Origin of the sequence: Microbulbifer sp. NBRC 101763 (genome assembly GCF_040371615.1) — a bacterium.
GTDB classification, from domain to species: domain Bacteria; phylum Pseudomonadota; class Gammaproteobacteria; order Pseudomonadales; family Cellvibrionaceae; genus Microbulbifer; species Microbulbifer variabilis.
Map to the genome: position 1 here is coordinate 26,357 of NZ_BAABQV010000002.1, position 25,316 is coordinate 51,672.

The following is a 25,316-nucleotide window of genomic DNA, read 5'->3' on the forward strand; positions in this document are numbered from 1 at the left end:
GTGCCTCCGGCTATTTCTGACAAAGATGAAATAAGAATTTTTATGTTAATACTCAATGAATGATAAAGGCAAAACCTCCTTTGGCTTTTACACTTGCATTTATTAATGCAGTTCAAATATGAATGTAGTGGCTGGAGATGGAGTTCTATGAACGCTGAAGAGCTTAGGGTTGTTGATAATGTGCCGTTTCTTTTTTGGGTGAAAGATCAAGATGAAAAATATATTTGGGGTAATCGCAAAATTTGCGAGTTGGCCGGTGAGGATGTAGTGGGAAAAACCGACGCTCAACTAACTTGGGCGGAAAATGCTCAAGCTCTGCGAGAGGCGGATAAGCGCGTCTTTGCTTCCGGTGAGCCGGATTATTTACTAGAGCACGTAATTAAATCCAGTCGAGGTGAGGCTACGTTAAGTGTTTGCAAGTGGCTTGGGGAGTTTGAGGGGGAGAAGTGCTGCTTTGGCATTTCTTTCGTAATAGAATGATGTCATAAATTAAGTTGAGTCGGATAAATCTGGCCCTGAGTGCTTCGGGCCAGATTTATTAATATTTTTAGGGCTCACTCTTTTCTATGCCTAGTTTGGCCAGGTTTCTGGCAATATCCTCTGCACTGGTGGCAGGGTTAACGTCTTTATCAATTTTCAGGACTTTCCCATCCTTACCGATATAGACAGTAATACGCCGGGCAATATTGATCATTGGAACTAGCACACCGTAAGCCTTGGCGACTTCACCTGAAGGATCGCTTAGGAGAGGGAAGTCGGCTTCATTGTGCTTAGCGAAGCGTGTGTTTTCATCAATATCATCGGTGCTTGCCATAAAGTAGGCAGCATTGAACTTGCGAATCTTGTGTCCATTTTTTGCCAGTGATTTGCACTCTATCGTGCAGCCCTTGGTAAAGGCACGTGGATACCAGGCGATTACTACTGCATTTCTATTTTTGTGTTCAGCGAGTCTGTGTGTATTGCCGTCTGATCCTTGAAGAGAGAAGTCCGGTGCTCTGTCACCAACCTCAAGGGCCATCAATGGCAGGCTGATCAGCGTAGTTAAAACCAGGGTAATCCAGTATTTCATAGTATGTTTGCTCTCGGATATGTTGCGCCTATGCTACCGCTGCCATATGGTACAAACTAGTAGGTTCATTATAAATACGCCACTTCTTTAGCCCTGCAGAGAGCCTGGAAAAACTGGCCAGTGATACCCAGCTGGGCCAGACTTTCCTCAGTCTGTGGGGACTCTTATGCACTCGGGTAATATTTTCTATTTGCTGCCATTGCCCCTGATATATCTGATTACAGTGGCACTGGTTCTCTGCGCTTTGGCGTTAGGGGTATTCTGGGGGCATAGGCGCCAGAGAAGAGAGAGCGTTGCTGGTGAGTCGTCGATTGGCAGTGCTGTTGCGGCAACGCTTGGTTTGGTGGCATTTGTTTTAGCGTTTACCTTCAATATGACCGCGGACCGCTTTAATGAGCGCAAGGCTCTGTTGTTGCAGGAGGTTAATACTATCCTGGCGGCCTACCTGAATGCGGACTTTCTTGAGAAAACGAAACGTGAGCGCGCCCGTGGATTGCTTGCGGAATATGTGGATCTGCGTGATTTTGATCCCTCTACACCGGTAAGCTCTGCTGATATCAAACGCAGTGAGGAAATTCAGCGGCAGCTGTGGCAACTGGTACAGAGCCATATTGCCCAGGGTTACAATGCGGATTACCTGCGCCAATTTTCCGATCCGGTAAACACCCTGATGGACTTGCATCGCGCAAGGGTGGTGGTGGGCCTGCAGTATCGTATTCCCGCCCCCCTGTGGCTGGCGCTGTACTTTATGACAATACTGGCCATGCTGGCGATTGGTTACCAGCTGGGGATCAGCCGCGGTGGTTCGGTGCAGGTTGTACTGGCACTGGCTCTCACCTTTGCCACGGTGATTTTGCTGATCGCCGATTTAGACAGGGCCAACCAGGGGGTGTTACTGGTTGACCAGGCGCCGATGAGTGATCTCAACCAGCGCCTGAAAGCGCTACGTCAAAGGGAGTCTCAGGCTCCCACAGAGCGTTAAAGAGTCCAGGTGAGTTTTACTCGCTATCAGGTCTGGGTGGCATCAGCATATCTTCCGGGTGCACAAACTCCCGCATAAAAATTTCCCAAAAGGCGATGAACAGCGCGGCGAGTAGCGGGCCTATGGCAAAGCCGCTGACACCAAACATAAACAGGCCGCCCACAGTGGAAAACAGCACCAGATAGTCTGGCAGCTTGGTATCCCGCCCAACTAAAATCGGGCGCAGTATATTGTCTACCAGGCTGATCACAGTAAATCCGTAGGCGAGCAATATAGTGGCTTTAATGGGTTCTCCTACCCCGTATAGGTAAATGGATGCGGGGAACCAGATCAATGCTGCACCTACTGCTGGTAGCAGTGATAACAGTGTCATCAGGACCCCCCACAAAAGCGGTGCAGGTAGGTCTAGGACCCAGAAAATAATACCGCCCAGGGTGCCTTGGGTAATGGCGACCACCAGGTTGCCCTTGATGGTTGCACGGGTGACCTCGGCAAACTTGGCCAGAAGCAGGTGCTCGCGCTCATCGCCGAGGGGAAGCGCGTGTATTATCAGGTTAACTAGTCGCTCACCATCGCGGATTAAAAAGAAGGTGAGATAGAGCATCAGACCCAGCATGACAAAAAAGTTAACAGTGTTTTGGCCCACCTCGATAGCATTTCTGGCGACAAAGCTGCCCGCATTCATTACTCCGCCGAGTAGGCGCTGCTTGGCCTCCTCAATGTCTACTCCTATGCTCTCAAGCATATCGTTGACCCGTGGGAAGGCGCTGCGCACCTGCTCCAGAGATTTGGAAATATCAATCTCACCGTTTTGTACTTTGTGATAAAGCGTTACCGCCTCATTGATAAAAGAAGTGGCCACCACCAGTACCGGTATCACCAGCAGCACAATACACATGAACAGGGTCAGCAGCGCCATGGAATTGGGCGAGTTTGGAAAACGCTGCATCAGAACGCGGTATACCGGGTAAAAGATCAGGGCGATGGCACAAGCCCAGAAAATCGGTGTGAAAAAAGGTTTTACAAGTAGCAGGAAGGCTACTGAAACCAATAGAAGTGAAAGGATAAACGAGCGCCTTTCCAATTTTTCCTGCACGGGAACTTCCTCTGCTTCTGCAAAAGCCCTGTGGTATCGGGCGCCTTACTTGCGCTCTATCTAAGCAGAAGCAAGAGGGATTTACCAGCGCCTGTAACCGCAGGTGTCCACATGAAAGCGAATACCTTTATAGATGCCCAGGCCCATATTCCACTGTTGGCCGTTGTACTTATGGATATTCTTCAGTACCGGTACCAGTTGCTCGCGAGAGAACTTTTTCTGCGGAACTATATCCAGTCCACAAAAGTGCAGGTGCTTGCTGCCCCTGGAGCCGCCGGCCTTACTGTTATAGCTGGTGGTGCGCCAACCGGAGACTACGGTGACGGGGCCGATAATTGGAACGATTTCACGCTGCACTGCCCGCAGGGTGTATACCATGGTTCCCCAGTTTCCTACCGGGGGAATGGCAAATGGCGGTTCATCCAGATCCTGCCAATCGCTGCCTTGGCGCAACAATTCAAACGGGGGCACAACCTGGTCTACCTGATTAATGCGCAGGAAATCTTTCAGCTTGGAAAACAGGATATTGTTGTCTTCCTGTTTAAGAAAGCGGCTGAAGAGCCGCTCAGATGCCGCTGGATACCCCTGAATATCATAAATATCGGGGATTTCTGGTAATGGTAGTAAATCGATGGGGCTGATTAAACGCTCGCCGAGCTCCCGTGTTTTCTCTGAAGTAAAAAGTAATACGGTAATAATGGCTGCGATGAGAATGGCAGCAAGCAGCAGTAATCGGCGACGCGGGCTATTGGTTTCGGTAGCTTTGTTGTCTTGAATATCCATGGGCATCTCCGCCAATTACCAGATGCGATAGCCGCAGGTGTCGATATGGAAGCGCACTCCATCGCTGAGGCCGAGGCCGAAATTACTCTCCGGGCCGAGGCGCGCGTGAAGGGCGCGCAATTCCTCCACTAGCTCCCGGTGACTGATATTCGATTTGGGGATCAGGTCCAGGGCACAAAAGTCTCGATGATGGGCCTTGTCACTGTGTTCCAGCTTGCGGTTATAAGCGTCACTGCGAAATCCTGCGACCACATCTACAGAGCCAATTAGAGGAATGATCTGATCCCGCAGTAGTGTCAAAGTTTTGACTATGTTGTGCCACTCGCTTTGGGGTGGAATAGCAAAAGGAGGTTCTCTCAATTCTATCCATCCGCCGCCCTGGCGTAGCAAGCTACTTACCGGGACAACATTTGCTATACCCCGGCTCGCCAGGTAGCGACTGAGAGCCTGTACCCGTTCCCGGTTGTCGCCGTAGCGCAGGAATCCATCAAAATTATCTGCGCTGGCAACACGATGGCCCCTTATCTCCACATAGGGCTTATCCAGGGACTTTTGGTAGAGAAAAAGCCACAGTATCAGCAATATTGAAGCCAGCAGCAGTGTCAGGAATACAACCACCACCCGGTTAACCCTGCGACCGGGCGGCCGGTATGGGTACAGTATGTTGAAACGTATCAAAAATTTGTCAGCGGACATGAGCTGAGACTTCTGCTCCTGGAGCTGTACTGCGAAGCGGGGCTTCGATCCGCAGGCGCCCAAATCGTCGGCGTTTGTTTAAACACTATAGCCGCAAAATTCGGCGGGGCAGTTGCGTAGGGTGGGCTGAACTGTGCATAAAAAAGCCCCGAGGCCTTGCGGCCTTGGGGCTTTTTAGACTCCTCAGCGATTTGATATCGTTGTGGAGTGTTCTGGGAAGTGGAACTTAGGCCTTGGGACCGGCGTTCTTCACTTCATCGTTCACATTGAATTTCTCAATGTTTTCGGCAAAAAGTTTGGCCAGCTTGCCGGCCTGGTCGTCGTAGGCTGCCTTGTCATCCCAGGCTTCGCGTGGGTTCAGGTAGGCTTTGTCTACACCCGGTACTTCTAAAGGAATGTCCAGGTTCAGGGTTTCCAGGTGCTCGGTGGCGGTGCCTTGTAGCGCGCCGTTCTGGATAGCGGCAACTACTGCGCGGGTTACTGGGATCGGGAAACGTTTGCCATTATTGCCTGAACCACCAGTCCAGCCAGTATTGACCAGGTAAACCTTGGAGCCGAAGTCCTCAATGCGCTTCATCAGCAGGTCGGCGTACTCGCGAGGAGCGCGCGGCATAAAAGGTGCGCCGAAGCAGGTGGAGAAGGTCGGGTGAATACCGGCTTCTGCACCTAGCTCGGTAGAGCCCACGCGCGCTGTGTAACCAGATAGGAAGTGGTATGCCGCAGCCTCTTTGGAGAGGATGGATACCGGGGGCAATACACCGGATACGTCACAGGTGAGGAAGATTACATTTTTCGGCTCTCCGGCGCGGTTCTCCAGCTGGCGCATTTCCACGTGTTCCAGTGGGTAGGAGCAGCGGCCATTTTCGGTGAGGCTGGTGTCGCAGTAGTCAGCAGTGCCGTGTTCGTTGGTTACCACGTTCTCAACGATGGCCCCGAAACGAATGGCATCCCAGATTACCGGCTCATTCTTCTGGCTCAGGTCGATGGTTTTCGCGTAGCAACCACCTTCCATATTGAATACTGCACCCTTGGTCCAGCCGTGCTCATCGTCGCCAATCAGGTAGCGTTCCGGGTCGGCGGATAGGGTGGTCTTACCGGTGCCGGACAGGCCAAAGAACAGGCAGGTGTCGCCGTCTTCACCAACGTTGGCAGCGCAGTGCATGGGCATTACGTCTTTTTCCGGCAGGAGGAAGTTCTGAACGGAGAACATTGCCTTCTTCATTTCACCGGCGTAGCGCATGCCAGCCAGCAGAACTTTGCGCTGGCCAAAGTTGATAATTACACAGCCCTCGGAGTTGGTGCCGTCGCGCTCAGGCTCACACACGAAGTTCGGTGCGTGCAGGATGCGCCATTCTTCCTTGCCCTTGGGGTTGTACTTCTCAGCGCGGATAAACATGTTGCGGCCGAACAGGTTGTGCCACGCGGTCTGGGTGGTTACGACAACCGGCAGGTAGTGATCTTCGTCCTGGCCAACATGGAGCTGTTGCACGAAGCTGTCACCACCGGAGACAAATGCCTCTACACGGTCCCACAGGGCATCGAATTTATCCTGCGGAAAGGGGCGGTTCACATTGCCCCAGGCGATGCTGTCGGCGGTGGAGGGCTCTTCCACAACGAAGCGGTCCGCTGGGGAACGGCCGGTACGGGCGCCGGTTTCAGTGACCAGCGCGCCTGTGTCAGATAATTTGCCCTCGCCGCGCGTAAGAGCCTGCTCTACCAATTGTGCTGGTGATAGGTTCTTGAAAACCAGCGCGGTGTCGTCGATCTGTGCCATTCGTCGATTACCCGTGAATGTTGGATAGTAAAAATATTAGGGCTGCCCAAGTATTAGGCAGCCAGGCAAAATTTGGGGGGCGCATTATGGCAAAATTCAAAATAAGCGGATAGCAAAGACGGTCATTTTTTGCTCTTTGACAGCGCTGTCACCATAAATTTAGCAATCATTCATCAGTTTTATGTATGGGTTATTCTTGTAGAATTTGTTTTGTGAATAATGGTGATGCTAATAACCCTATTTTGTAGATAGTAATTGGCGGGGGATGGAGCCCCCGCCCGGGCAGCCCACTCAGTGCAGAGTGTGGGGGGGGGCGTTTAGAAGGGATTCAATCTGGTCGCGATCGAAGCGGTATTGGGCATTGCAAAACTGACAATCTGAAACAATCTCGCCGTTCTGCTCATCCAATAGTTTGAAAACGTCCTCGGCACCCAGGGACATCAATGCCCTCGCGCTGCGCTCCCGTGAACAGCTGCACTTGAAGCGGATGCTGTCGGTACCCAGGGTGGCCGGCTCCAACTGATGAAACAGGCGGTGAATCAGTTCCTCGTGGGGAACTGTAAACAGCTCTTTATCAGTTACCGTATCGGCAAGGTGCAGAGCGGTTTCCCAGGCATCGCGGTTTTCCTCTGCACTAGCGGCATTATTGCCTGGCAACACCTGCAGCATAATGCCGCCAACACTGCTGCCATCGCATTCCAGCCAGAAGCGGGTATCCAGTTGTTCCGACTGGGTAAAGTAGTCTTCCAGGCACCCAGCCAGGTTCTCTTTTTCCATGGGCACTACGCCCTGGTAGCGTTCACCCCGTTTAGGTTCCAGAGTAATAGCGAGCGCGCCGCGGCTGCCGATCATTTGGCCCAGGGTTGCGTCATCGTCAATCTGTGCATCTTCGGCCACTCGGGCGATACCCCGCAAGTCGCTGTGGTGGGTACATTCAGCCATGATCAAAGGTAAATCCCCTTCTCCACGGGCTTGTATGCTGAGTACACCATCGAATTTAAGAGTGGTTGAAAGCAGGCAGGCTGCGGCCAGGAATTCACCCAGCAGACGCGCTACCGGTGCCGGTAGGGGGTTGTGCTCCAGCACTTCGCGATAGGATTCAGTTAGGGTCACCATCTGCCCGCGAATATCGTGTTTGGAGAAGATAAAGCGTTCCAGCTGATCGGACATAGATCGAGTGCCTCGGTGTTTAAACCGCGGGATTTTAGAGGTGGATATCCCTAAATGGTAGCTGGCCTGGGCAATTATGGCGCCGGTACAGGGAATACCGGCTGAATGCGATAGCCTGAAAAGTGCTCAGCCACAACGACTGGCGATCTGGCGCTGGAGCTTTTTGGCCATTTCCTGGCGCTCGAGCCCCGTAACGTGTACTTCTTTACCATTTTTGTCAATAAAGGCAACTCGTCCGTTGAGGGTCGCCAGGCGCTGGCGCGCCTTGGCGCAAAGCTGCTCCATTTCCTGCTGGCGGGCTTGCTGTTCCTTCTGTTGGCGCTGTTCGTACTCCCGGTCAATACTGGCTGAACTGGGGTTGAACAGACTTTCCCGTTTCCGTGTGGCTTCGGCTGAGTTGATGGGCCCCAGTTTACCGGAGATATTCTCGGCCTTGCCCGCTGTGGGGGGACGGTCACTGAAGTGCACTCGCCCATCCTCATCTACCCAGCGGTAGAGTTCTGCAGAGCTCACAGCGGCAGCTATTAGCATGCCGCCGAGCCAGACAGTAAATAGAAAGGTTCCTCTTAGCGGCTTCACTGTATCTCCCTGGCCCAGGTAAGGGCCTTATTTTTCTTTATTGGCCAGCTGGCTGAACAGCCCTTGCGAGTGTCGCTGGGGGATATGATAGGTCTGTAGGATCAGCGGCTCTTGTTCCTGGGCCTCTGCGGCATCCAGTACCATGCGGTAGCCGGAGCGATCTCGCAGCTCCACGAAGTCGGATTTATTGGTTTCCATTAATTGGGCGAATTCGTCGAAGTCAGCGACGCTGTGACCATTCACCGAGTCAATAATCCAGTTCTTCCAGTCGTGGTAACCCAAATTGACATTAGCGGGCAGTACCTTAAGGGCTACCACCAGCTCGCGACGGTTTTCCTCGCTCCATTGGTTGCGCGCATAAAGGTAATCAATAGGGGCCTTGGAGTGCCAGTTGTTCCCCCAGCGCTTGATCAAATTCATATTAAGGGGCACGAATACCACACCACCAAAAATGTAGTAGCGCGGCTGTTGGTCGAATTGCTCACTGAGTACCAGTGCACGGGAAGGGGGGGCAGCCGCCAGAGTCACTTGAGCGGTTTGCTCCTCGCCGTTTCGGGAAAAGCGCACAGGCAGTGCGTCTCCCACGTGGTGACGGTCTACGGCATAGTGGTAGTTGGTGCGCTGATTTTCACGCCACTCTACTGTGCGATCGGCGGCCACCTTGAAGCCATCCACTTCCAGCAGCACATCGCCAGGTTTCAACACTTCCGCCACCGGGGCATCACTGAATACTTTTACTACCATGGCGCCATCCTGATCTTCACTGAGACCGGCGGCTTTTTTCATGGAGGGGCTCTCGAGGCTTTGGGTAACTACTCCCAGCTCTGGAAAGCCCTGATGAACGCCATCTTTCGCATCTTCGAGCACATGGGCAATCACGCTTGGGGGTACGAAGTAGCCCAGGTTTTCGGCGCTTTGGTTGGTCTGCATGGCCACACCGACAATACGGCCATTGGAAATGACTGGACCGCCGCTATTGCCGGGGTTGATGGCGGCATCGATCTGGCCGGCCATCAGGTAACTTTCTGCGTGGGCGTAATACTGGTGCTCTACCCTGGATAGCACACCGCGGGTAATCGATAGGGATTTACCACCGATGGGATAACCATAGGCAGTCACTTCCTCCTGCAGATCTGGCAGCTTGCCCAGTGTTAGGGGGCGGGTATCGGTAAAGAAGCTTTCATCGTCCACTGTCAGCAGTGCAAGATCGGCGTCGTGGGAGACAAACTTTACTCGTGCGCGGAATTTCTTCGCATCCCCATGGCGCTGCACCTGGATAAAACTGCCATTGGCCACGACATGGGCGTTAGTGAGGATCTGTTGATCGCGGATAACTGCACCGGAACCGGATAGCTGCTTGGGGTTTAACAGGGCCCAGGGATTAAAGTAATCCGGGGCAGCGGCAGTGGTGTAAATCTTGATGATTGAGCGTTTTAGTTGTTCGTGTTCGCGGCTGTCTGCGGCAGCGGTCTGCATACCGAGCAGAAGCAGCAGGGAGATGGCGATCAGTCGTTTCATCATGGCTGTTTTCTATCGGGTTAAGTTGGGCCAGTGTAGCAGCTATAAAAAATGATGGCGGAATTTTCACCACATTGATTATTTGGGCCTACTTCTGCTCACGCAGGAAACGGTGAATCTGGCGGCGCTGCTTCTTATTGGGGCGTTCACGCTGGATACCCGCATTGGCTGCCTGGCGCTCGCTGCGCTCGCGTTCACGTCGGTCGATACTTTCATCGGTCTCGCGGTAAAGGGTGCGGGCGATGTCGGCGCTGCGACGCTGGTCGGATAGTGCGATAACTTCGACCTCAAGCTGGTCCCAGCCCTGGCGAATACTCAGGACGGCTCCAACGGAGACTTCCTTACTGGCTTTGACTCGCTGGCCATCGGCGTGCACCTTGCCCCCATCGATAGCTTGCTTGGCGATACTGCGGGTCTTGAAGAAACGTGCGGCCCAGAGCCACTTGTCGATACGTACTTTTTCCATTTAATCCGAAATTTTACTGAGTGCGTTGCCAGGGTGTTGCTTTATCCCTGGCCGGTATGAGTGGCGCCTGTCTCCAGGGCCATTATTTCATCGAAGTGATGGATGGCCGGGAAGTCGGTTACTTCCCGCCTGGGGCCCCGGCTATCCGGCTGGCGAATGCATAGCAGGTTGGCGATGCCATAATCCTGTGCCGCAGCCAACACACTTTGGTTATCGTCCACGAAGAGAGTGCGCTCGGGATCAAATCCCACCTCTTTGCGCAGGGCGTGCCAAAAGTGCTCGCTTTCCTTGGCATGTCCATAGTCATGGGAGGAAATAATATCGTCAAACCAGCGGCCGATTCCGGTGATCTCCAGCTTATGGTCGAGCCCCAGGCGGTGCGCATTGGTGACGAGGAAGGTGGGTTTTTGAAGCTGTTGCAGGCCCTGTAGGAAGGCCTCTGTGTGAGGGCGCAGGGCAATACGTCCTTCAATCTCACGCAGTATGGCCAGGATATCCAGCTGCAACGCTTCAGCCCAGAAGTCCAGGCAGTACCACTCGAGAGTGCCGCGGCGTGCATCGATCTCCTTCTCAAGCTTTAGCTGTGCCTGCTTTGGGTCCAGACCGTGTACCTGCGCATAGCGCTTTGGCAGATGGTCGAGCCAAAAGTGGTTATCGTAGTGCAAATCCAGCAGGGTGCCGTCCATATCCAGTAATACGGTATTGATACTTCGCCAGTCGAGCATGCGGCCTGTCTACCTCCTTATGGTGAGGGCGGGAAGCCAAAGTGTAGCTGGCTTGCGTCTCCTCCCAATGACAGGGCCTATTATGCCTGCGCCCGACGGACTCCGTACAGGATGGCAAGTTGCGCACTGTAATAGGTAAGCATGATTGCCGTATCGGCAAAGGGTAGCGGCGTGATGAACTTATTCAGGGCGATCAGTGTATCGGACAACAGAAAAACAAGTGCCCCAGTGAACAGCAGGCCAGAGTGCCCACGGTGAGCTGCGGCTGCGAGAGCCATAGCGACGATTGCAAGCAAATAAACCAATACCGCCGGCGCCAGCTCTCCCGTAGCTGGAAGAATCAGTTGTGCCAACAATACCGCTGCAAGGATTACTGGCACAATACGCAGCAGGCTGCGCCTGTTACGGAAGTTCGCAAAGCGCAGGAAGTTTGCGGCATAGACCAGTTGCGCTAATAAGAAAGCCCCAAGGCCAAAGACAAACTGATTAAGAAAATCCATTTCCAGCAGCACATCGCCCAGGGCGGAAAAGGACAGGGCCACGAGGGTTAGACGGCGGGTGAGCCCACCCAGATGGCGCAGTGCCATGAGACCGAGTATCGCAATAGGCAGGGCTTTCAGCGAAGCCATCCACAGGCCCTGAACCCCTAAACCTTCTAGCAGCATAAAGAGGGCTGCGCAAAGGATGAATGTGGCCGGAGACAGATACTCTGACGGTGAGGTGGTAGTGGCATTGATGGTCATAGCGGTACTCTTTGAGATCTGTTTATTGTTATCCGATGTAATCCCCGGAGGGAATCTAACAGCTTTCTCAGCAGTCTTGGATTTTTACCTGTGAAATCTCAGGATGCGCAGCATCTGGGTTAATATTCGCGAACTGACATTTATTGTCCCGGCAGGTTGGTTTGTATGCCGTGGACGTCATTAACGGAGAGCTTCATCGATGAAGGCAGCCAATATTCTGGAAACCATCGGCAATACCCCACATGTAAGAATTAACCATATGTTCCGCCCCGATATTGAGGTGTGGATGAAAGTGGAGCGCTTTAATCCGGGGAGCAGTATTAAGGATCGTATTGCCCTGGCGATGATTGAGGATGCAGAACGCCGCGGTATTTTGCAGCCTGGCGGCGTTATTATCGAACCCACTTCAGGCAATACCGGTATAGGTCTCGCGATGGTGGCAGCAGTAAAAGGGTATCGTCTGATCCTTACCATGCCTGAGTCCATGTCTTTGGAGCGCCGCCAGGTAATGAAAGCGATGGGGGCTGAGCTGGTCCTGACGCCCAAGGAGCAGGGTATGGGAGGCGCTATTGCCAAAGCTGAGGAGCTTTTATCCCAGCATCAACATAGCTGGATGCCACAGCAATTCCGCAACCGCGCAAATGCTCAGGTGCACAGGAGTACCACTGCGAAAGAAATCCTGGAAGACTTTCCCGAAGGTTTGGATTACCTGATTACCGGTGTTGGTACTGGTGGTCATATTACCGGTTGTGGTGAAGTCCTGAAGGAGAGTTTCCCCAAATTGCAGGTTTTTGCGGTCGAACCGGAAAAGTCACCGGTAATCAGCGGTGGCGAGAAAGGTTTACACCGCTTGCAGGGCATTGGCGCTGGTTTTATTCCGGAGGTGCTCAATACCGAAGTACTCGATGGCACTGTTCTCGTGAGTGAGGAAGACAGCTTTGAAATGGCGCGTCAATGTGCGGTGAAGGAAGGAATTTTCATTGGTATTTCTTCCGGCGCCAGCCTGGCCGCAGTGAAAAAGCGTGAGGGCGAGTTTGCTCCGGGTAGCCGGGTACTGGTGTTCAGTTACGATAGCGGGGAGCGCTACCTTTCAGTAAAAGATTTGTTTTCCGCCTGAAACCCTATTATGGCGGTCACTGAAAATAGGAAGTTTTTTTAATGAATAAGGCATTATTGGAGCAGGTGATTGAAAGCTGCAAACGCGCCGGTGAGGCGATTTTAGAGGTTTACCACAGCAATGCTGAACTGGAGATCGACACCAAGGCGGATGATTCACCGGTTACTGCAGCTGATCTCGCTGCGCACAAAATACTGGCCCCGGCATTGGCAGAGCTGATCGAGGGTGTGCCAGTACTATCTGAAGAACAGGAAATGCCTTCTTTTGCAGAGCGCAGCCAATGGCAACGTTACTGGATTGTCGACCCTCTGGATGGCACCAAAGAGTTTATTCGCCGTACTGGAGAATTCACGGTAAATGTGGCTTTAATTGAAAATGGTGAGCCAATTCTGGGGGTGGTGCACGTGCCGGTTTTGGAAATTACCTATGCCGGTTGCAAGGATTCGGGAGCCTTCAAACGCACCGAGTCGGGCGAATCAGAAATCCATGTACGGCCGCTGAAACCGCGCCTGGATGCTGGTGAGGCAGTTGAACTGGTTGCCAGTCGCAGCCATGGTGCTGGCGCCGTGGATCAGTTAGTGGAGCGTATAGAGGCCAAGCTGGGAACAGTGGCTTGCAAAAATATGGGCAGCTCCCTGAAATTGTGCCTAGTGGCAGAGGGCGCAGCGGACCTCTATCCGCGTCTGGCTCCAACTTGTGAGTGGGATACCGCAGCGGCGCAGGCTGTAGTTGAGGCCGCTGGTGGCACTGTGATTGACGAGCAATTTCAGCTTTTGCGCTACAACAGCAAGGACTCCCTGCTTAACCCGTTCTTTTATGTCATTGGAGATAAATCTTTTGACTGGCAGGAACTACTCGCGAGTGAATCCTCGGTGAACTAATCTTGCTTTGCCCCGCGTTTCTGTAGCGGGGCGCTTCCAGAATATTTATGCGTAAGTGCGCAATTTCAAAAAGGCCGTCATCATGTCCAACCAGGTGAAATCGGCGGTTAGCCAAATCAATGATATACGCTGTCTACGACGGCAACTGGAGCAGGAAATTGATTGGTTACAGCGTCGCTCAGAAACACTTGAGGATGGATTTTCTGAAACTCAGGATTTACTGAAACGAACCTACAATGGCATGGTTTTTTCCCGCCGAGCCTTACTGGGGCGTATGCCCCGTTGAATATTACGTTGATTTCAAACTGCTAAAATCCCCTTAGTGACATATTTGCACTTTCGACCGGACAATATTTATCAATAGTTTCCCCTTTATAAACTCCCTTGGTAGTCATAAAAAAGTACTGGATAGATTTCTGGAAATCCTGTTTTATTTTTCCTGTAAGGGGTTTCATGGAGGCTTGATAGTGGAATTATTTCCTTATTCCTCTCAGTTTTTGTACGGAAAAACAGCCAGAAATTTTTCTGAAAAAATCGTTGATTTCTATTACCAAAAAAACTCCAGGCAATAGAAACCCGTCTACGCTTTGGAAAGTTAATGCATAAGAGTAATTTCCAATGCGCTATCCGGTTGTGCTTCACAATATTGAATACGCCGGCTTTGGTGCCATAGCGCCAGACCTTCCGCATTGTCATTGCTATGCCGAAACTCTTGATGGCGCTTTGCAGAAAATGGCGGAGACCATCTTTCAGCGCCTTGAGGAGCTGCGTCGAGCAGGAGAACCGGTGCCCAAGCCTCAGGAGATGGACAGTCTGAAGGAAAACCCGGCTTTTGCCGGTGGCATTTGGGCCATTATTGATGTCGAAAGTGCATAGATTTTTACTATGCGCTTGTATCGGGGATGCCTTACAAGGATGGTGGTAATGAGAGTGGTTCTGTGTTTTCTATCCATGCTGCTTGCCCCTTTAGCCAGTGCGGTAGAGTGGAACAACCCCTTCGATGGAATTGAATCTGGGGAGTACCGGGTTATTGGCACCTTGGGACTGGGCTCTGGAGAGCTGCAACTCAATAGTGACAGGGATTTCTTTGGATATGCCAGCGTTGGTATTACTCCGGCAGTGGGGGTATGGCAGGTAGAACTACGTGCCTCACGCTTCGATGATAACCATGTGGATATCAGCCAAATTGGGCTTAATTTTAAGATTGATTTCACCCTGAACTGCTATGTGCAATGCCTCTATTGGATGGCGGGCTGGAATTATGCAGATATTGATCTAAATGATGTGCGCAAATATGGTTACTGGTATCACCATGAAGACAAATGGCACTTTGGGGATCGGTATGATGAATGGTATTACGATGGTTATTATTATCATGTCATCGATGCCAGTGGCAGTGATACCTTCTGGAATCTAGGGGTTGGTTACCGTTTTATGTGGACCCAGGATTTTGATACTTCACTGGAGTACAACTATAACGATATTGGTTCTGTTTACAGAGTAAATTTAGGACACCTGCGCACGTTGACTTTGAACTTTTCCTATCGTTTTTAAAACAATAAATTTATTCGTTTTTGCAATACCTTATCAATAACTTAATGCCGGCTGCTATTTTCCTCTTTTCCACCTGTATTAAGTCGTAATCATGTGACTGGCTTTGCAAACATCAGGTAGAGAGATGGGGCTCACAAGGAGCCCCGAATCTCAGATTCGATAAACTGCCTTTAGCCAAAAAGTACGACCGGGCTCATTTACCCTTGATATCTGTGGAAAGTTGGGAATTTCTGCACCGGCACGGCTGACATGCTCCGCGTAGGTTTCGTCCAGTAGGTTGTCGATACCGGTAGTGATCAGCAAACTGTTACCGGGCCGCCATCCTGCATTAATAGAGAGAACATCGGCAGAATCCGTTGTGCCAAAATCCTGGCCGATAATATTGCCTTTGCCGATATCCACGCGATCCTGACTGGATATGGCCCGCCACAATACGCCAGCAGACCATTGGGGCTGCTCATAATGCAGGCCCAGGCGGGTTTCCAATGGTGGAAGTTGGGCCAGGGTGGTTTTGTCTGTGTCGTTGGCGCCGCGTACAGATGTAAGGGTTAACTCCGTGCGCCAGTTTTCACTCAGCTGGTAACTGGCATCCAGCTCCAGCCCCCAGGTGCGGGCTTGCACATTACGGACTACAGCAGTGGTACGGATATCTGTGCTTTCCCCCATGTCCATATCACTGCTCATAGAAGTCATGTCACCCATCCCCATGGGTACAGCTGCTTTCTGATAATCGTTTTGGACCAGTAGATAATCTCGAATGTCACTGGTGAAGGTAGATATACTGGCGGATAGCTTTTCGCTACGATAAATATATCCGATATCCAATTGGGTGGTTTTTTCCGAATTAATATCGAGCGCACTGTAGGAGTTTTCTCCTTCTCGGGCGAATATTTCCCAGTAATCCGGGAAACGCTCACTGTATCCGAGTCCGGCATAAAGAGTGGTAGAACTGTTGGGGGCACTCGGCAGCGCCAATTCGTAGCGTATAAAACCGCTATGTAGCTGCTCGGAGCGACTCTCTCCAGCGGTCGGGTTATCTACTTTGGACATCATAGAGACCGAGATGGTCTCTCGTAGATCTTTCACTTCCCAATCATCCAGTCTGGCACCGGCGATCCAGCGCTGATCGGGAGCAAACTGCCAACTGGCTTCGGAAAAAATGCCCAGCTGGGAAAATTCCGCATCCGCATCCCAGTTGAGTTGGCGGTAATCGAGCCTCGCCTGGTTCATGCTCATACGACCACGGTGACGGTTTTTCCACATGTCCAGCCCAGTAGCCAGTTCGATATTATCTACAGGGGTAAGTTGTAGGCTTACTTTGCCTCCCAGTGTTTCGCTGTCTAAATTCATCGCGATGGGGTTAGCAGTCATTCCCGAGGGTTCACGCAGACTGTAATTATCCATTATGTGGTCGATATAGTTGTAATACACCTGCACTTCGACGGCATTCAACAGATCGCCGATATTACTGTGGCGGTATTTGGCTTTATAATTTTCACGCGCAAATTTACTGCCATCCACGCCACGGTCGGCATAGGCCGCCTCGGCATCGCTGAAAGCGCTGTCAAATTCCAGGCGGGTATCGTCATCAGGAGTCCAGGCAAGGTTTACCATGCCGCTCCATCGCTCATAATTGGAATGCACTTTGTTACCATCGCCATCTTCATAATCGTCAGCAGAGGCTGAAGAGCTTGACCCACGTAGAGAGAACTGTGGAGTTTTATAGGCGATATCGAGTAGCCCATCCTTTCTCTCAGCATTGCCGGCGAGCAGACTCGCGTGCATATCCCATTCATTTTTTGTGGGGCGTTCCTGCAATTGCTTGAACAGCACTACCCCCGCGGAGTTACCGGGACCGTGTAAGACAGTTTGTGGTCCCTTTACTACTTCGATTTCATCGAGACTCTCGGGAAATATATAAGCAGTAGGGGGGTCCATACGGCCAGGGCAGCCTCCCATCATGGATTCACCATCCAATAGCATCCCCAGTCTTGAGCCACCCATGCCGCGAAGCAATGGATCGCCACTGGTTCCGCCTTTGCGCACTACAGTAAATCCGGGAATGGTTTTTAGATAATCGGCACCATCATTAGCAGGTAATGGCTGACGCGGTTTTTTCGGATCTGTCACCAGGTTTAAGGGCAGCTCAGTTTTTACCCCAGTAACAACCATCTGCTCCATTTCCTCATCCTTGCTCTCAGTTGTCTCACTGGCAAACAGGCTGCTTGGGTAGGCACAACTGGCAAAAATCGCAAGTGCGAGCGGAGTGGGCAGGTGAAATCCATCGGATAATTTCTCTGCAGTTTTTTTCTTGAGAGGCTTGGTTTTAATCACTTTTTGCATTCTGATCTATCCATCATTTGCCTGCATCGTGAGCACAGGCATTGGCGCACCCATTTTTCAGGTGAGCGCGGGTTTCTCCCTGCTGGCAAATAGGGCCAGCTGGAGCTCCTTTTCCTCTGAGGCTATATGTGCGGACGCAGGTCAAAGCCACATACTGACAAGCAGTGGTTATGAATTACGGAGCCTCAGGAAATTACGACATAAACAGTCGAAAAATATTTAAATAATGGATGGTCGGGGAGGGGCGCGAATAAGGGGTAAAGTGTAGGCGACAGCAGAAACTAAGTTGAAGCCGGGGGTTGAAGTGCGAGGTGTTTGCCCTTCAGAAAACAAATCCAAGTCTGCTACTGGGACACTGGCAACAGTAGCAGCGGCAGAAAAATTACAGTGATTGTCGGCAAACGAATGCGCGGTCAACGCATCGTGATTATGGCCACTACTGTGTTCAGCCTGGTGATTGTGATGGTGCTCAAGGGTAGGTGGGGTAGCCAGCGCATTTAAAAGCAAGGCGCTGCGACTATCTCCATGGCACAGGCCATAGGGCGTACCAGCTGCAAAAGCAGCTGGCATAAATCCAGCCGGTACCAAGCCGCGAACGCTGAGAAATACCAATAAAAGCAACAACGTCTGCCATCGGGACAGGCGCGGACAGCTTTGAAGGGTGCGCTTACGGCTCATAAATAGCGGATCTGTGATTTGCCGGGATCTATTTTAGTTTCCCGGTGCCAAGTGGCAACAGGTTTTCCTGCTGGAAAGGGAAATTCCATCACCGGATAAATAATGTTATCGCCGTTTTTATCCTTTGACTTGATATTTATCAGTTCATAAAAATGTTTTTGCTAAATTAGCGAAATATGGATTTCAATTTTGCACTGATTCCATGGAAAAACTGGTGCTTGTTTTTTGCTCTATCGCCGGTAAGGAAGTTGATTTGGATTGACTGCCGCTTGCCCTCAAAGCTTGGGTAGCCGTGCCAGCAATTGTCGGTCACCTTGAAAGCCAGTAGAGAACCCGGGCCAGGGATCAGCTCATCGGTATAGTCCTCCATATCATCCCCATTGCGTAGAATACGCAGTCGCCCGGTGGGCGATGGCCATTCCTCGTTAAGGTAAATAAGCACAGTAATTAATTTACTCTTCGAATCTGTATGAATCCGTCCGTCCTTTGCTCGGGAATATCCTCGCAGAGTTGCCATCATGGGTTTATCAGAAAGATCCAGATCGAACTTTTCCCCAAGTATTTTTCGTATCTTGGCGCTGTCGAACTGTTGGATAAAATGGCGCAGGCGATCCGAGGCCTCCACATCTGCGATATTGAAGCTACCGCCCTTTTGTAATGATGGGAACTCTTTGATAAGAGCAGTAGCATCGTCAGAGGCCAGAGATCGCTCCAGGTAGAAATGAGGATAAGGGGAGGTTTTTACCTCTGCGCGGTCGAGTTGGTCGATAGTGAGCCGGGACATGTTTGTGTTACGCTCCCTGCGTTTGGGAATTGTTGTTTTTAGTACATCGCTATTATCCCTTAACTGGCGCTACTTGTCTCAGGCCGGAAAATTTCCCCAAAGGGTTACCGATTAGATTTTGCCGCTACGCTTAAGGCACCAGTAGGCTTCCACCAAGGCTTGGTGGAGAAGCTCCGGGCGTGAATCTACAACCAGTACATTGCAGGCCTGTAACTGTTGAAGCAGGCGAGCGCGTCGGTGCAAGAAATCCTGTGCAGCGGCCCCTTTTATAGCTCCGGAAAAGTCTTCGATAGGTTTTTGGGCAAGGCGGTCCACAGCGGTTTCCCTTAAACTTGCCACCATCACAAGGTGATTACGGGTGAGAAGCCGCACTGCGGCGAGTAGCTCCACACTGTCTTCATCGCGCAAGTTGGTGATCAGGATAACCAGTGAGCGACGCTTGTGTTTGGTCAGGAGCTGTTGGGCTGCGCCGCTGTAGTCGGCACTACCGGTTCCGGAGTGCAGATCGTAGACATTATTCAGCAGCAGATTGATCGCGTTTTCCCCTTTGACTGGTGGCAGCTGCCCCCCAGAGCTGTCTTGGCCTGCGGCGAAGGCGTGCAGACCAACAGCATCTCCCTGCTTAATTGCCACATAGGCGGACAATAATAAACCGTTCAATGCGTGGTCGAAATGACTCAGCCCCCCGTCTTTGGCGCGCATACGTCGACCGCAGTCGAGCATATAGATAATTTCCTGGTCGCGTTCGTCCTGATATTCGCGACTGATCAACTTGCGCAGGCGTGAGCTGGCCCGCCAATCCACCTGGCGTTGGCTGTCACCCTGGCGGTATTCACGCAATTGGCGAAAGTCCATGCCCTCTCCACGGCGCTGTTGCTGGTGCAAACCGAGCATACGCAGGGTCTGCTCTGTGGAAAGGGCCTGCAATGAGGAGATACCGAGAAAGTTGGGGTAAACCTTTACTGACTGCTCTCGACCCAGCCATAGTCGGGTTTGCCACAGGCCCCAAGGGGAATCAGCGAGGATCTCTATCCGACCGAAATTGGCACTACCACGGCGATGCGGTACCAGGGAGTATTCAACAGAGACCTCCTGTTCCGGCTGTAACTTTGCCCTCCGCGGTAGACCAGTAGTTGCCAGTTGTTGTGGCACGCTGTCACAGACGGAGAGTTGTAAAGTACGCGGGCCGTTGTTGCGCAATTTCAAGCGTGCGCTGTTGCGCACGCCAAGGGCCAGGTTATTTGGCAGCCGGCGTTCGCCCTCAAGCCCGGTGATTCTGCGGCCGGTAAGGAAGTCCAAAAGTGCAGCACCGATCAGCAGGGTCCCGCCTGTCCACCAAGCTGTCTCGATAAGTGCCACTGCTGCGGGTATCCAGATGCGCGCAATACTGATCACCAGAGCGGCCAGGCACCAGTAACTGAGGAGTTTCACCAGGCGTTGGCTGGGTCCCGGATGACCATGCTGAATTGGGGCAGTTTGTGCCTCTGTGGCGGCAGCACTTTGGGTCACAGCCGAGGCGCCTCGACACTATCGACAATCTGCGTCAGGGCGCTGTCAGCGGTTTCACCATCGATCTCCATATCCGGGGATAAGCTGACACGGTGGCGCATTACCGGAATTGCCATCGCCTTGATATCGTCGGGCAGAACGAACTCGCGTCCCTGCAACAGGGCGCTGGCGCGGGCCGCTTGTAACAAGCCAATGCTCGCTCTTGGGCCCGCTGGGCTGCGCAGCTGGGTGGCCTCCCGTGTGGCACGAACCAACCGCACTGCATAGTCCAGTACTTGCTGGTCCAAGGCTATCTGGGGGACCAGTGTTTGTAGTTGCTGCAGCTGCTCGATGGTTATTTCACCGGTCGGCTTTTCCTGCAGGCGCTGTTCTATACGCCCACTACTGGCAGCAGCAGCCAGTCGCAGCTCCGCCTCCAGGCTGGGGTAATCGATCAGGACCTTGAGCAGAAAACGGTCGAGTTCCGCCTCTGGCAGAGGGTAGGTGCCCTCCTGCTCGATAGGGTTCTGTGTGGCGAGCACCATAAAGGCGCTGGGGACAGGCAGCGCTGTGCCGTCGATAGTGACCTGTTTCTCCTGCATCACCTCGAGCAGAGCCGCCTGGGTTTTGGCCGGCGCGCGGTTGATTTCGTCTGCCAGCAGCAGATTGGTGAAGACCGGGCCGCGGCGCACTTCGAAGCGACTCTCGCCCATGTTGTACATGGCGTGGCCGGTGACGTCCGCTGGCATCAGGTCTGGGGTGAACTGAATACGGCGGAAACTGCCGCCAAAACAGTTGGCCAGGGTACGTACCAATAGGGTTTTACCGAGGCCGGGCACGCCCTCCAACAGTACATGGCCGGAAGCCAGCAGGGCCACCAATACCTGGTCAACGACTTGTTCCTGGCCAATCAGCAGGCGATTGATATTGTTGCGCAGTAACTGCAGTTGGGCTGAGGCGGCCTGCCAGTCAGGCGTGTCGCGGTGGGTTTGCTGTTCTGGTTGAAGGGTAGTATCGCTCATAGGGCTGCCTCGATTCGCTGCAGATTGCGCATTTGTTCAGTAAAAATTTCTTCGCTGGTAGCCGGTGAGCCCCACAGGCTGGCGATGATTTTGTGTTCGCTTAGGTCCGTAGCGGCACTGAGTCTCACAGCCAGTTTGTGCCGGTCCGTGGAATCGGCATCAGTGGCCCTTAGGAGGCGTAAAAGTTCAGCGCGCCGACCGCGCAATAGCTGTTCGCAGCGATCATGGCGCCAGTAATAGTGGCCACAGGCAGAGATATGTTCCAGCAGGGACCGACGCGCGGTTTCCGGTGCCGGTTGCAGGGGGCCAAAGCGGCGCGCGCGCAATAACAGCCAACCGAGCAGGGCCAGGGCACCGGCGAGGAAAAACTCTGCGGCATACTTGCGCGCCAGGTAACTGAGAGAATCAAAGCGCGGGCGGGTCAGGAAGACAAATTCCCCATTACCTGCTAACAGTTGTAGGAAATAGGCGTGATCGAAGTGTCCTATACGGTGAGATTGCCAGATTTCGCTGTCAGTCAGCAGGGTAATAACTCCGCGGCCACGCTCGAATTGTATAAAGGGCACAGCCTCGTCGTCGCGCCACACCCTGGCCCAGAATACCGGTGCCCCCGCGACAGTATTGTCGTCCAGCCCTGGGTGATAGAGCAGGTGGCTGGCATTAAAATGCAATTGGATCTCGCCACTATTATCTGTGGGTAGATTGACCAGGTCTTCCGGCCCTACATCCGGATTGCGGGGTTTCTTTCCACTGGTCTCAGCTTTTTTCTCTTCTGGGAAATCGCCTTCGTCAATTCTGCGGTTGTATTCGCGCATGGCTTCGCCAGGGCTCTGTTCAGGGCTCAGCTCTGCGTCCTCTCCGAGCAGCTGTTGTAGAGGGTTGTCGAAGAAGTACTCCCCATGCCCCTCCATGATGGAGACATCCAATGCCTCCAGTAGCCAGTCGCGCTCCTCGCTGCGCTGCTCCTCAAAATCAAAACCCTCCGTGCGTGCCACTACAATGGCATGGCCGCCACTACTCACCCAATCCAGCAGCTCATCCACTCGTTGTGGGTTGTATACCTGGGATGAATCGGAGATAAATAGGGTGGCGTCCGGGGAGAGTTCATTCAATACGGAAATGTTTTCCGCCTGGCGAGGCTCCAATCCTAAAGCTGCCAGGTACTGCTCCGCTGCCAGGAACCAGTTGCGCCTCGCCTCCGGGGCCCAACCGCGGTCCCGCTCTTCGGTGTAGCGCTCAAAAAGCGTTAAAAACCCCCATACCATCAGCGCACAGAGTAGCAGTGGGATACCGATCAACAGACGTTTAACTGTCATTGCGGAATACCTCTTGCCATTCCTGGCACAATGCGCTCATCCGAGCATCGACCGGACTACGGTGGGCATAGGCCAGTTGCTGCCAATCGCTGGTGAGCTGTTGTACAAACTGGCTCAGTGGAGCCGTCACTGAAGGCAGGTCTTCCGCGGGCTCGCTCTGGCGCCGGTGTACCAGCTGGGCACATTCTGCTTCGGTGAGATGATCGCCAAAGTGAAACTGGAAATCCTCAATCAAGTGGGACAGGGTGGCTCGATACAGTAGACCGAGGCCAGCTCGCTGTTCCCCTGTCTGCCACAGGCGCAGCACTTCTGCGCACACATCGTCGGGCAGGCTCGACTGGCGTACATCGAGTCCGAACAGGGTTTCTGGCACGGCGGCTTTTGGCTTGGGTTTGCGCTGCCAGCGCAGATTCTTCAGGATGGTGTCGTGATGGCGCCAGCCCAGGTAGATCACCCCTGCGATTACACCAATCCATAACAGGATCTCGATGATACGGGCAATAGTAGGGCCCCAGCTGGAAGTGGAGGCATTGTCGTCATCAGGAGAGCGGTTTAACAACCACTCAATAAATTCAATCAGCCACTCGGGAATTTTCTGTTCCCTGCTTTCCCTCTCCTTCAGGCGCCAGCCACTGATCTCCTCCACCCGGTGAAAATCCTCGCCTGCGAGAATCTCATCGATGTGCTGTTGCGCTTGCTGAGGTGTCTCCAATGCGTCTGCCTTTATATCCGGTGCTGAAGCCAGGAAGCCGAAGGAGAGCGTAAAAACCAGGAGTAATGCGGCCGAGTTTCCGGTAATGCCGCGTTGACGCGGCCGATGTTCGCGCTGGTGGCGCTGAACCAAATCGCGGAACTGGATTTCAATATCCCAGCCCTCAAGTTCAATACGCCGGCCTATATAAAGACAGAAACCCGAGACGATGTAAAACGGAGCTACCGCTGCCATGATAAACAGGTAGAGCACGTTAGAGATCCACTCCAGCCCCAGAGTTTCGCCTCTAAATATCGGCTGCCAATCGATGTTGGCCGCTATCTGCTCGGGAATAAACAGGTAGATTAGGATAAATGCAGCCACCAGGAAGAACCCCTCCAGGTGGACACCAGTCAACGTCAGCCAGGTGGCGGCGCTGGAATGCTTGCGGTGCAACATGCTGATACGGGTGCTGCGCGCTTTGCCACTGGATTGCTCTAATACGGTGACTGGCAGATCAAAAGAGCGGGTTGGGCTCAGGCGGCGCAGGGTAATCCAAAGCAGCCAGTCGTGACGGTTCTGCGTGAAAAACTGTTTGAGAGCGGCCGAGGCCGATATCGGTGAGCCGAATAGGGCGCGGCTGATCATAAACAAAGGCAGGCGATCGAAAACCGGTTTAAGCCACCACACAGCAAACATCGACCAACCGGGAGCACCGGGAAATAGCATTGCCAGTGCACCCATTAACAGGGCGGCCGGTAGCAGCCACACCAGGAATAAAGGCAGCCAATATTTTCTCGCCAGCGCCGTCCCCAGGTCGATGGATTCCCACTGAGACCGTAGGCGCGCCTGCACAGCCAGGTTTTTAACCTGCATTGTTTTCCTCCCTGCGCCCAGCCAGGGTGAAGTAAGCAAAAACCAGTAACCACAGCAGGCCGCCGACACCCAGCTTGATACTGATCGGAGTCGCCGTACTGGATGACCAAAAGGCCTCGAGGAAGGCGGCAATGACCAGCATCAAGAAGGTGCCATACATGATTTTCATTGCCTCGATACTGGCCAGGCGCAGGGCTACAGCACGACGGTGTTGCCCTGGGTCTACCAGCGATCGGCCGAGAAGCAGACCGGCGGCACCGGCCAGGACTATGGCGGTTAGTTCAAAGGCGCCGTGGCCGATCACAAAAGGATAAAAAGTGGAGACAAAGCCGACCCGCGTTATGTGGCCGAAAACCGCGCCGAGATAGACACCGTTGAAAACCAGGAAAAAAATGGAGCCGAGGCCGAACAGGATGCCACCGGCAAAAGTGCGGAAAGCAATACCGATATTGTTCTTGATATAAAAACCGAACATGGCCAGATCGGTGTCGGAGCCACGCTCGCGACCCAGCACGCGGTTGCCTGGATCGTACATGGACTCCAGGGATAACACGTCCCCCGGTGACATCACTGCATAAATCAGTGCGTCGTTATTGTAGGTGCCGATGCCCATTACCAGTGCTGGCAGCAGGAACAGGGCACTGGCCAGTGCTACGACTCGGCCGTTGGCGCGCACTGCCTGGGGGAAGCCCGACAGTAAGTAGTGCAGCCAGCCTTTGCGACGCAGGGTCTGCTGGCGGTAGACCTGGTGATGGGCTGCCATTACCAGCTGGTTGAGGTGGTCAATTAGACGGTTGGAGTATTGTCGCTCCTTGGCCACCGCCAGCTGTTGGCATAAATCGCGATAGGCTGCGGGTAGGTCCAGTGTGGCTGCATCAGTATTTTTGCCACTGCTTTTTAACCAGGTTTCCAATTGCACCCAGCTATCGCGATAGCGGTTTTCGAAGTCTCTCTGTCGCATAAAT

General features: G+C 52.9%; 26 protein-coding genes. 7 read left to right on the forward strand and 19 right to left on the reverse strand.

The genetic code is table 11. The annotated features are described in order from the left end of the window. Positions 1–147: 147 nt before the first annotated feature. Positions 148–480, forward strand: a complete 333-nt coding sequence (locus ABWV76_RS05450; protein WP_282952170.1) for a PAS domain-containing protein — start codon at positions 148–150, stop codon at positions 478–480. A gap of 67 nt (positions 481–547) precedes the next feature. Here the strand turns inward: ABWV76_RS05450 and ABWV76_RS05455 are convergent, their stop codons facing one another. Further along, positions 548–1,069 carry a peroxiredoxin gene (locus ABWV76_RS05455; protein ID WP_020414126.1) on the reverse strand — a complete coding sequence of 174 codons (522 nt, stop codon included), beginning with the start codon at positions 1,067–1,069 and terminating at the stop codon, positions 548–550. A 166-nt stretch (positions 1,070–1,235) separates the two neighbouring features. On the opposite strand from ABWV76_RS05455, the gene ABWV76_RS05460 reads away from it, so the two are divergent. Further along, positions 1,236–2,051 (forward strand): bestrophin-like domain, encoded by an 816-nt coding sequence (locus ABWV76_RS05460; RefSeq protein ID WP_020414127.1) that lies wholly within the window; start codon positions 1,236–1,238, stop codon positions 2,049–2,051. Positions 2,052–2,067: 16 nt separating this feature from the next. Here ABWV76_RS05460 and ABWV76_RS05465 read toward each other — a convergent pair whose 3' ends face one another. From ABWV76_RS05465 to ABWV76_RS05510, 10 genes are all read right to left on the reverse strand, one after another. Continuing rightward, positions 2,068–3,147, reverse strand: coding sequence for an AI-2E family transporter (locus ABWV76_RS05465; protein ID WP_353375480.1), 1,080 nt, complete (start codon positions 3,145–3,147; stop codon positions 2,068–2,070). An 81-nt stretch (positions 3,148–3,228) separates the two neighbouring features. After that, positions 3,229–3,930 (reverse strand): D-Ala-D-Ala carboxypeptidase family metallohydrolase, encoded by a 702-nt coding sequence (locus ABWV76_RS05470; protein ID WP_020414129.1) that lies wholly within the window; start codon positions 3,928–3,930, stop codon positions 3,229–3,231. A 15-nt stretch (positions 3,931–3,945) separates the two neighbouring features. After that, the gene (locus tag ABWV76_RS05475; protein ID WP_020414130.1) at positions 3,946–4,626 is read right to left on the reverse strand and encodes a hypothetical protein; all 681 of its coding nucleotides are present in this window, start codon (positions 4,624–4,626) and stop codon (positions 3,946–3,948) included. A 226-nt stretch (positions 4,627–4,852) separates the two neighbouring features. Next, positions 4,853–6,400, reverse strand: a complete 1,548-nt coding sequence (locus ABWV76_RS05480; RefSeq protein ID WP_020414131.1) for a phosphoenolpyruvate carboxykinase — start codon at positions 6,398–6,400, stop codon at positions 4,853–4,855. Positions 6,401–6,691: 291 nt separating this feature from the next. Continuing rightward, positions 6,692–7,570, reverse strand: coding sequence for an Hsp33 family molecular chaperone HslO (gene hslO / locus ABWV76_RS05485; RefSeq protein ID WP_353375481.1), 879 nt, complete (start codon positions 7,568–7,570; stop codon positions 6,692–6,694). Between the two features lie 126 nt (positions 7,571–7,696). Further along, a complete protein-coding gene (locus ABWV76_RS05490; protein WP_353375482.1) occupies positions 7,697–8,149 on the reverse strand; it encodes a DUF4124 domain-containing protein in 453 nt (150 codons plus the stop codon). A gap of 27 nt (positions 8,150–8,176) precedes the next feature. Next, the gene (locus tag ABWV76_RS05495) at positions 8,177–9,670 is read right to left on the reverse strand and encodes a S1C family serine protease (RefSeq protein ID WP_020414134.1); all 1,494 of its coding nucleotides are present in this window, start codon (positions 9,668–9,670) and stop codon (positions 8,177–8,179) included. An 85-nt stretch (positions 9,671–9,755) separates the two neighbouring features. Beyond that, a complete protein-coding gene (locus ABWV76_RS05500; protein ID WP_020414135.1) occupies positions 9,756–10,133 on the reverse strand; it encodes an RNA-binding S4 domain-containing protein in 378 nt (125 codons plus the stop codon). Positions 10,134–10,174: 41 nt separating this feature from the next. Then, positions 10,175–10,858, reverse strand: a complete 684-nt coding sequence (gene yrfG, locus ABWV76_RS05505) for a GMP/IMP nucleotidase (RefSeq protein WP_020414136.1) — start codon at positions 10,856–10,858, stop codon at positions 10,175–10,177. Positions 10,859–10,938: 80 nt separating this feature from the next. Next, positions 10,939–11,601 carry a lysoplasmalogenase gene (locus ABWV76_RS05510; protein WP_353375483.1) on the reverse strand — a complete coding sequence of 221 codons (663 nt, stop codon included), beginning with the start codon at positions 11,599–11,601 and terminating at the stop codon, positions 10,939–10,941. A gap of 199 nt (positions 11,602–11,800) precedes the next feature. Between ABWV76_RS05510 and cysK the strand changes: the two genes are divergently transcribed. The 5 genes from cysK to ABWV76_RS05535 all read left to right on the forward strand — a co-directional run bounded on the left by cysK (position 11,801) and on the right by ABWV76_RS05535 (position 15,153). Next, positions 11,801–12,718 (forward strand): cysteine synthase A, encoded by a 918-nt coding sequence (gene cysK, locus ABWV76_RS05515; RefSeq protein ID WP_020414138.1) that lies wholly within the window; start codon positions 11,801–11,803, stop codon positions 12,716–12,718. A gap of 41 nt (positions 12,719–12,759) precedes the next feature. Beyond that, positions 12,760–13,599 carry a 3'(2'),5'-bisphosphate nucleotidase CysQ gene (cysQ, locus tag ABWV76_RS05520; protein WP_282952180.1) on the forward strand — a complete coding sequence of 280 codons (840 nt, stop codon included), beginning with the start codon at positions 12,760–12,762 and terminating at the stop codon, positions 13,597–13,599. Positions 13,600–13,681: 82 nt separating this feature from the next. Further along, complete coding sequence (locus ABWV76_RS05525) at positions 13,682–13,885, forward strand: hypothetical protein (RefSeq protein ID WP_353375484.1); 204 nt, start codon at positions 13,682–13,684, stop codon at positions 13,883–13,885. Positions 13,886–14,217: 332 nt separating this feature from the next. Then, positions 14,218–14,475, forward strand: a complete 258-nt coding sequence (locus ABWV76_RS05530; protein WP_020414141.1) for a type II toxin-antitoxin system HicB family antitoxin — start codon at positions 14,218–14,220, stop codon at positions 14,473–14,475. A gap of 48 nt (positions 14,476–14,523) precedes the next feature. Then, a complete protein-coding gene (locus ABWV76_RS05535) occupies positions 14,524–15,153 on the forward strand; it encodes an outer membrane beta-barrel protein (protein ID WP_245556707.1) in 630 nt (209 codons plus the stop codon). 150 nt (positions 15,154–15,303) lie between these two features. Here the strand turns inward: ABWV76_RS05535 and ABWV76_RS05540 are convergent, their stop codons facing one another. The 8 genes from ABWV76_RS05540 to ABWV76_RS05575 form a co-directional block, all read right to left on the reverse strand. After that, on the reverse strand, positions 15,304–17,496 hold the full coding sequence (locus ABWV76_RS05540) for a TonB-dependent copper receptor (RefSeq protein ID WP_282952182.1): 2,193 nt from the start codon (positions 17,494–17,496) through the stop codon (positions 15,304–15,306). A 219-nt stretch (positions 17,497–17,715) separates the two neighbouring features. After that, positions 17,716–18,174 (reverse strand): hypothetical protein, encoded by a 459-nt coding sequence (locus ABWV76_RS05545; RefSeq protein ID WP_157533568.1) that lies wholly within the window; start codon positions 18,172–18,174, stop codon positions 17,716–17,718. Between the two features lie 166 nt (positions 18,175–18,340). Next, entirely contained in the window at positions 18,341–18,958 is a 618-nt protein-coding gene (locus ABWV76_RS05550) for a 2OG-Fe(II) oxygenase (protein WP_353375485.1), read from the reverse strand. Between the two features lie 111 nt (positions 18,959–19,069). Beyond that, positions 19,070–20,467 carry a DUF58 domain-containing protein gene (locus tag ABWV76_RS05555; RefSeq protein ID WP_353375486.1) on the reverse strand — a complete coding sequence of 466 codons (1,398 nt, stop codon included), beginning with the start codon at positions 20,465–20,467 and terminating at the stop codon, positions 19,070–19,072. Next, entirely contained in the window at positions 20,464–21,468 is a 1,005-nt protein-coding gene (locus tag ABWV76_RS05560) for an AAA family ATPase (RefSeq protein ID WP_353375487.1), read from the reverse strand. Before ABWV76_RS05560 ends, ABWV76_RS05555 begins: the two co-directional genes overlap by 4 nt. Further along, positions 21,465–22,784, reverse strand: a complete 1,320-nt coding sequence (locus ABWV76_RS05565; protein ID WP_353375488.1) for a DUF4350 domain-containing protein — start codon at positions 22,782–22,784, stop codon at positions 21,465–21,467. Before ABWV76_RS05565 ends, ABWV76_RS05560 begins: the two co-directional genes overlap by 4 nt. Continuing rightward, positions 22,774–24,351, reverse strand: coding sequence for a DUF4129 domain-containing protein (locus ABWV76_RS05570; RefSeq protein WP_353375489.1), 1,578 nt, complete (start codon positions 24,349–24,351; stop codon positions 22,774–22,776). The genes ABWV76_RS05565 and ABWV76_RS05570 overlap by 11 nt, the downstream gene beginning before the upstream one ends. Further along, positions 24,341–25,312 (reverse strand): stage II sporulation protein M, encoded by a 972-nt coding sequence (locus ABWV76_RS05575; protein WP_353375490.1) that lies wholly within the window; start codon positions 25,310–25,312, stop codon positions 24,341–24,343. Before ABWV76_RS05575 ends, ABWV76_RS05570 begins: the two co-directional genes overlap by 11 nt. Between the last annotated feature and the right edge of the window lie 4 nt (positions 25,313–25,316).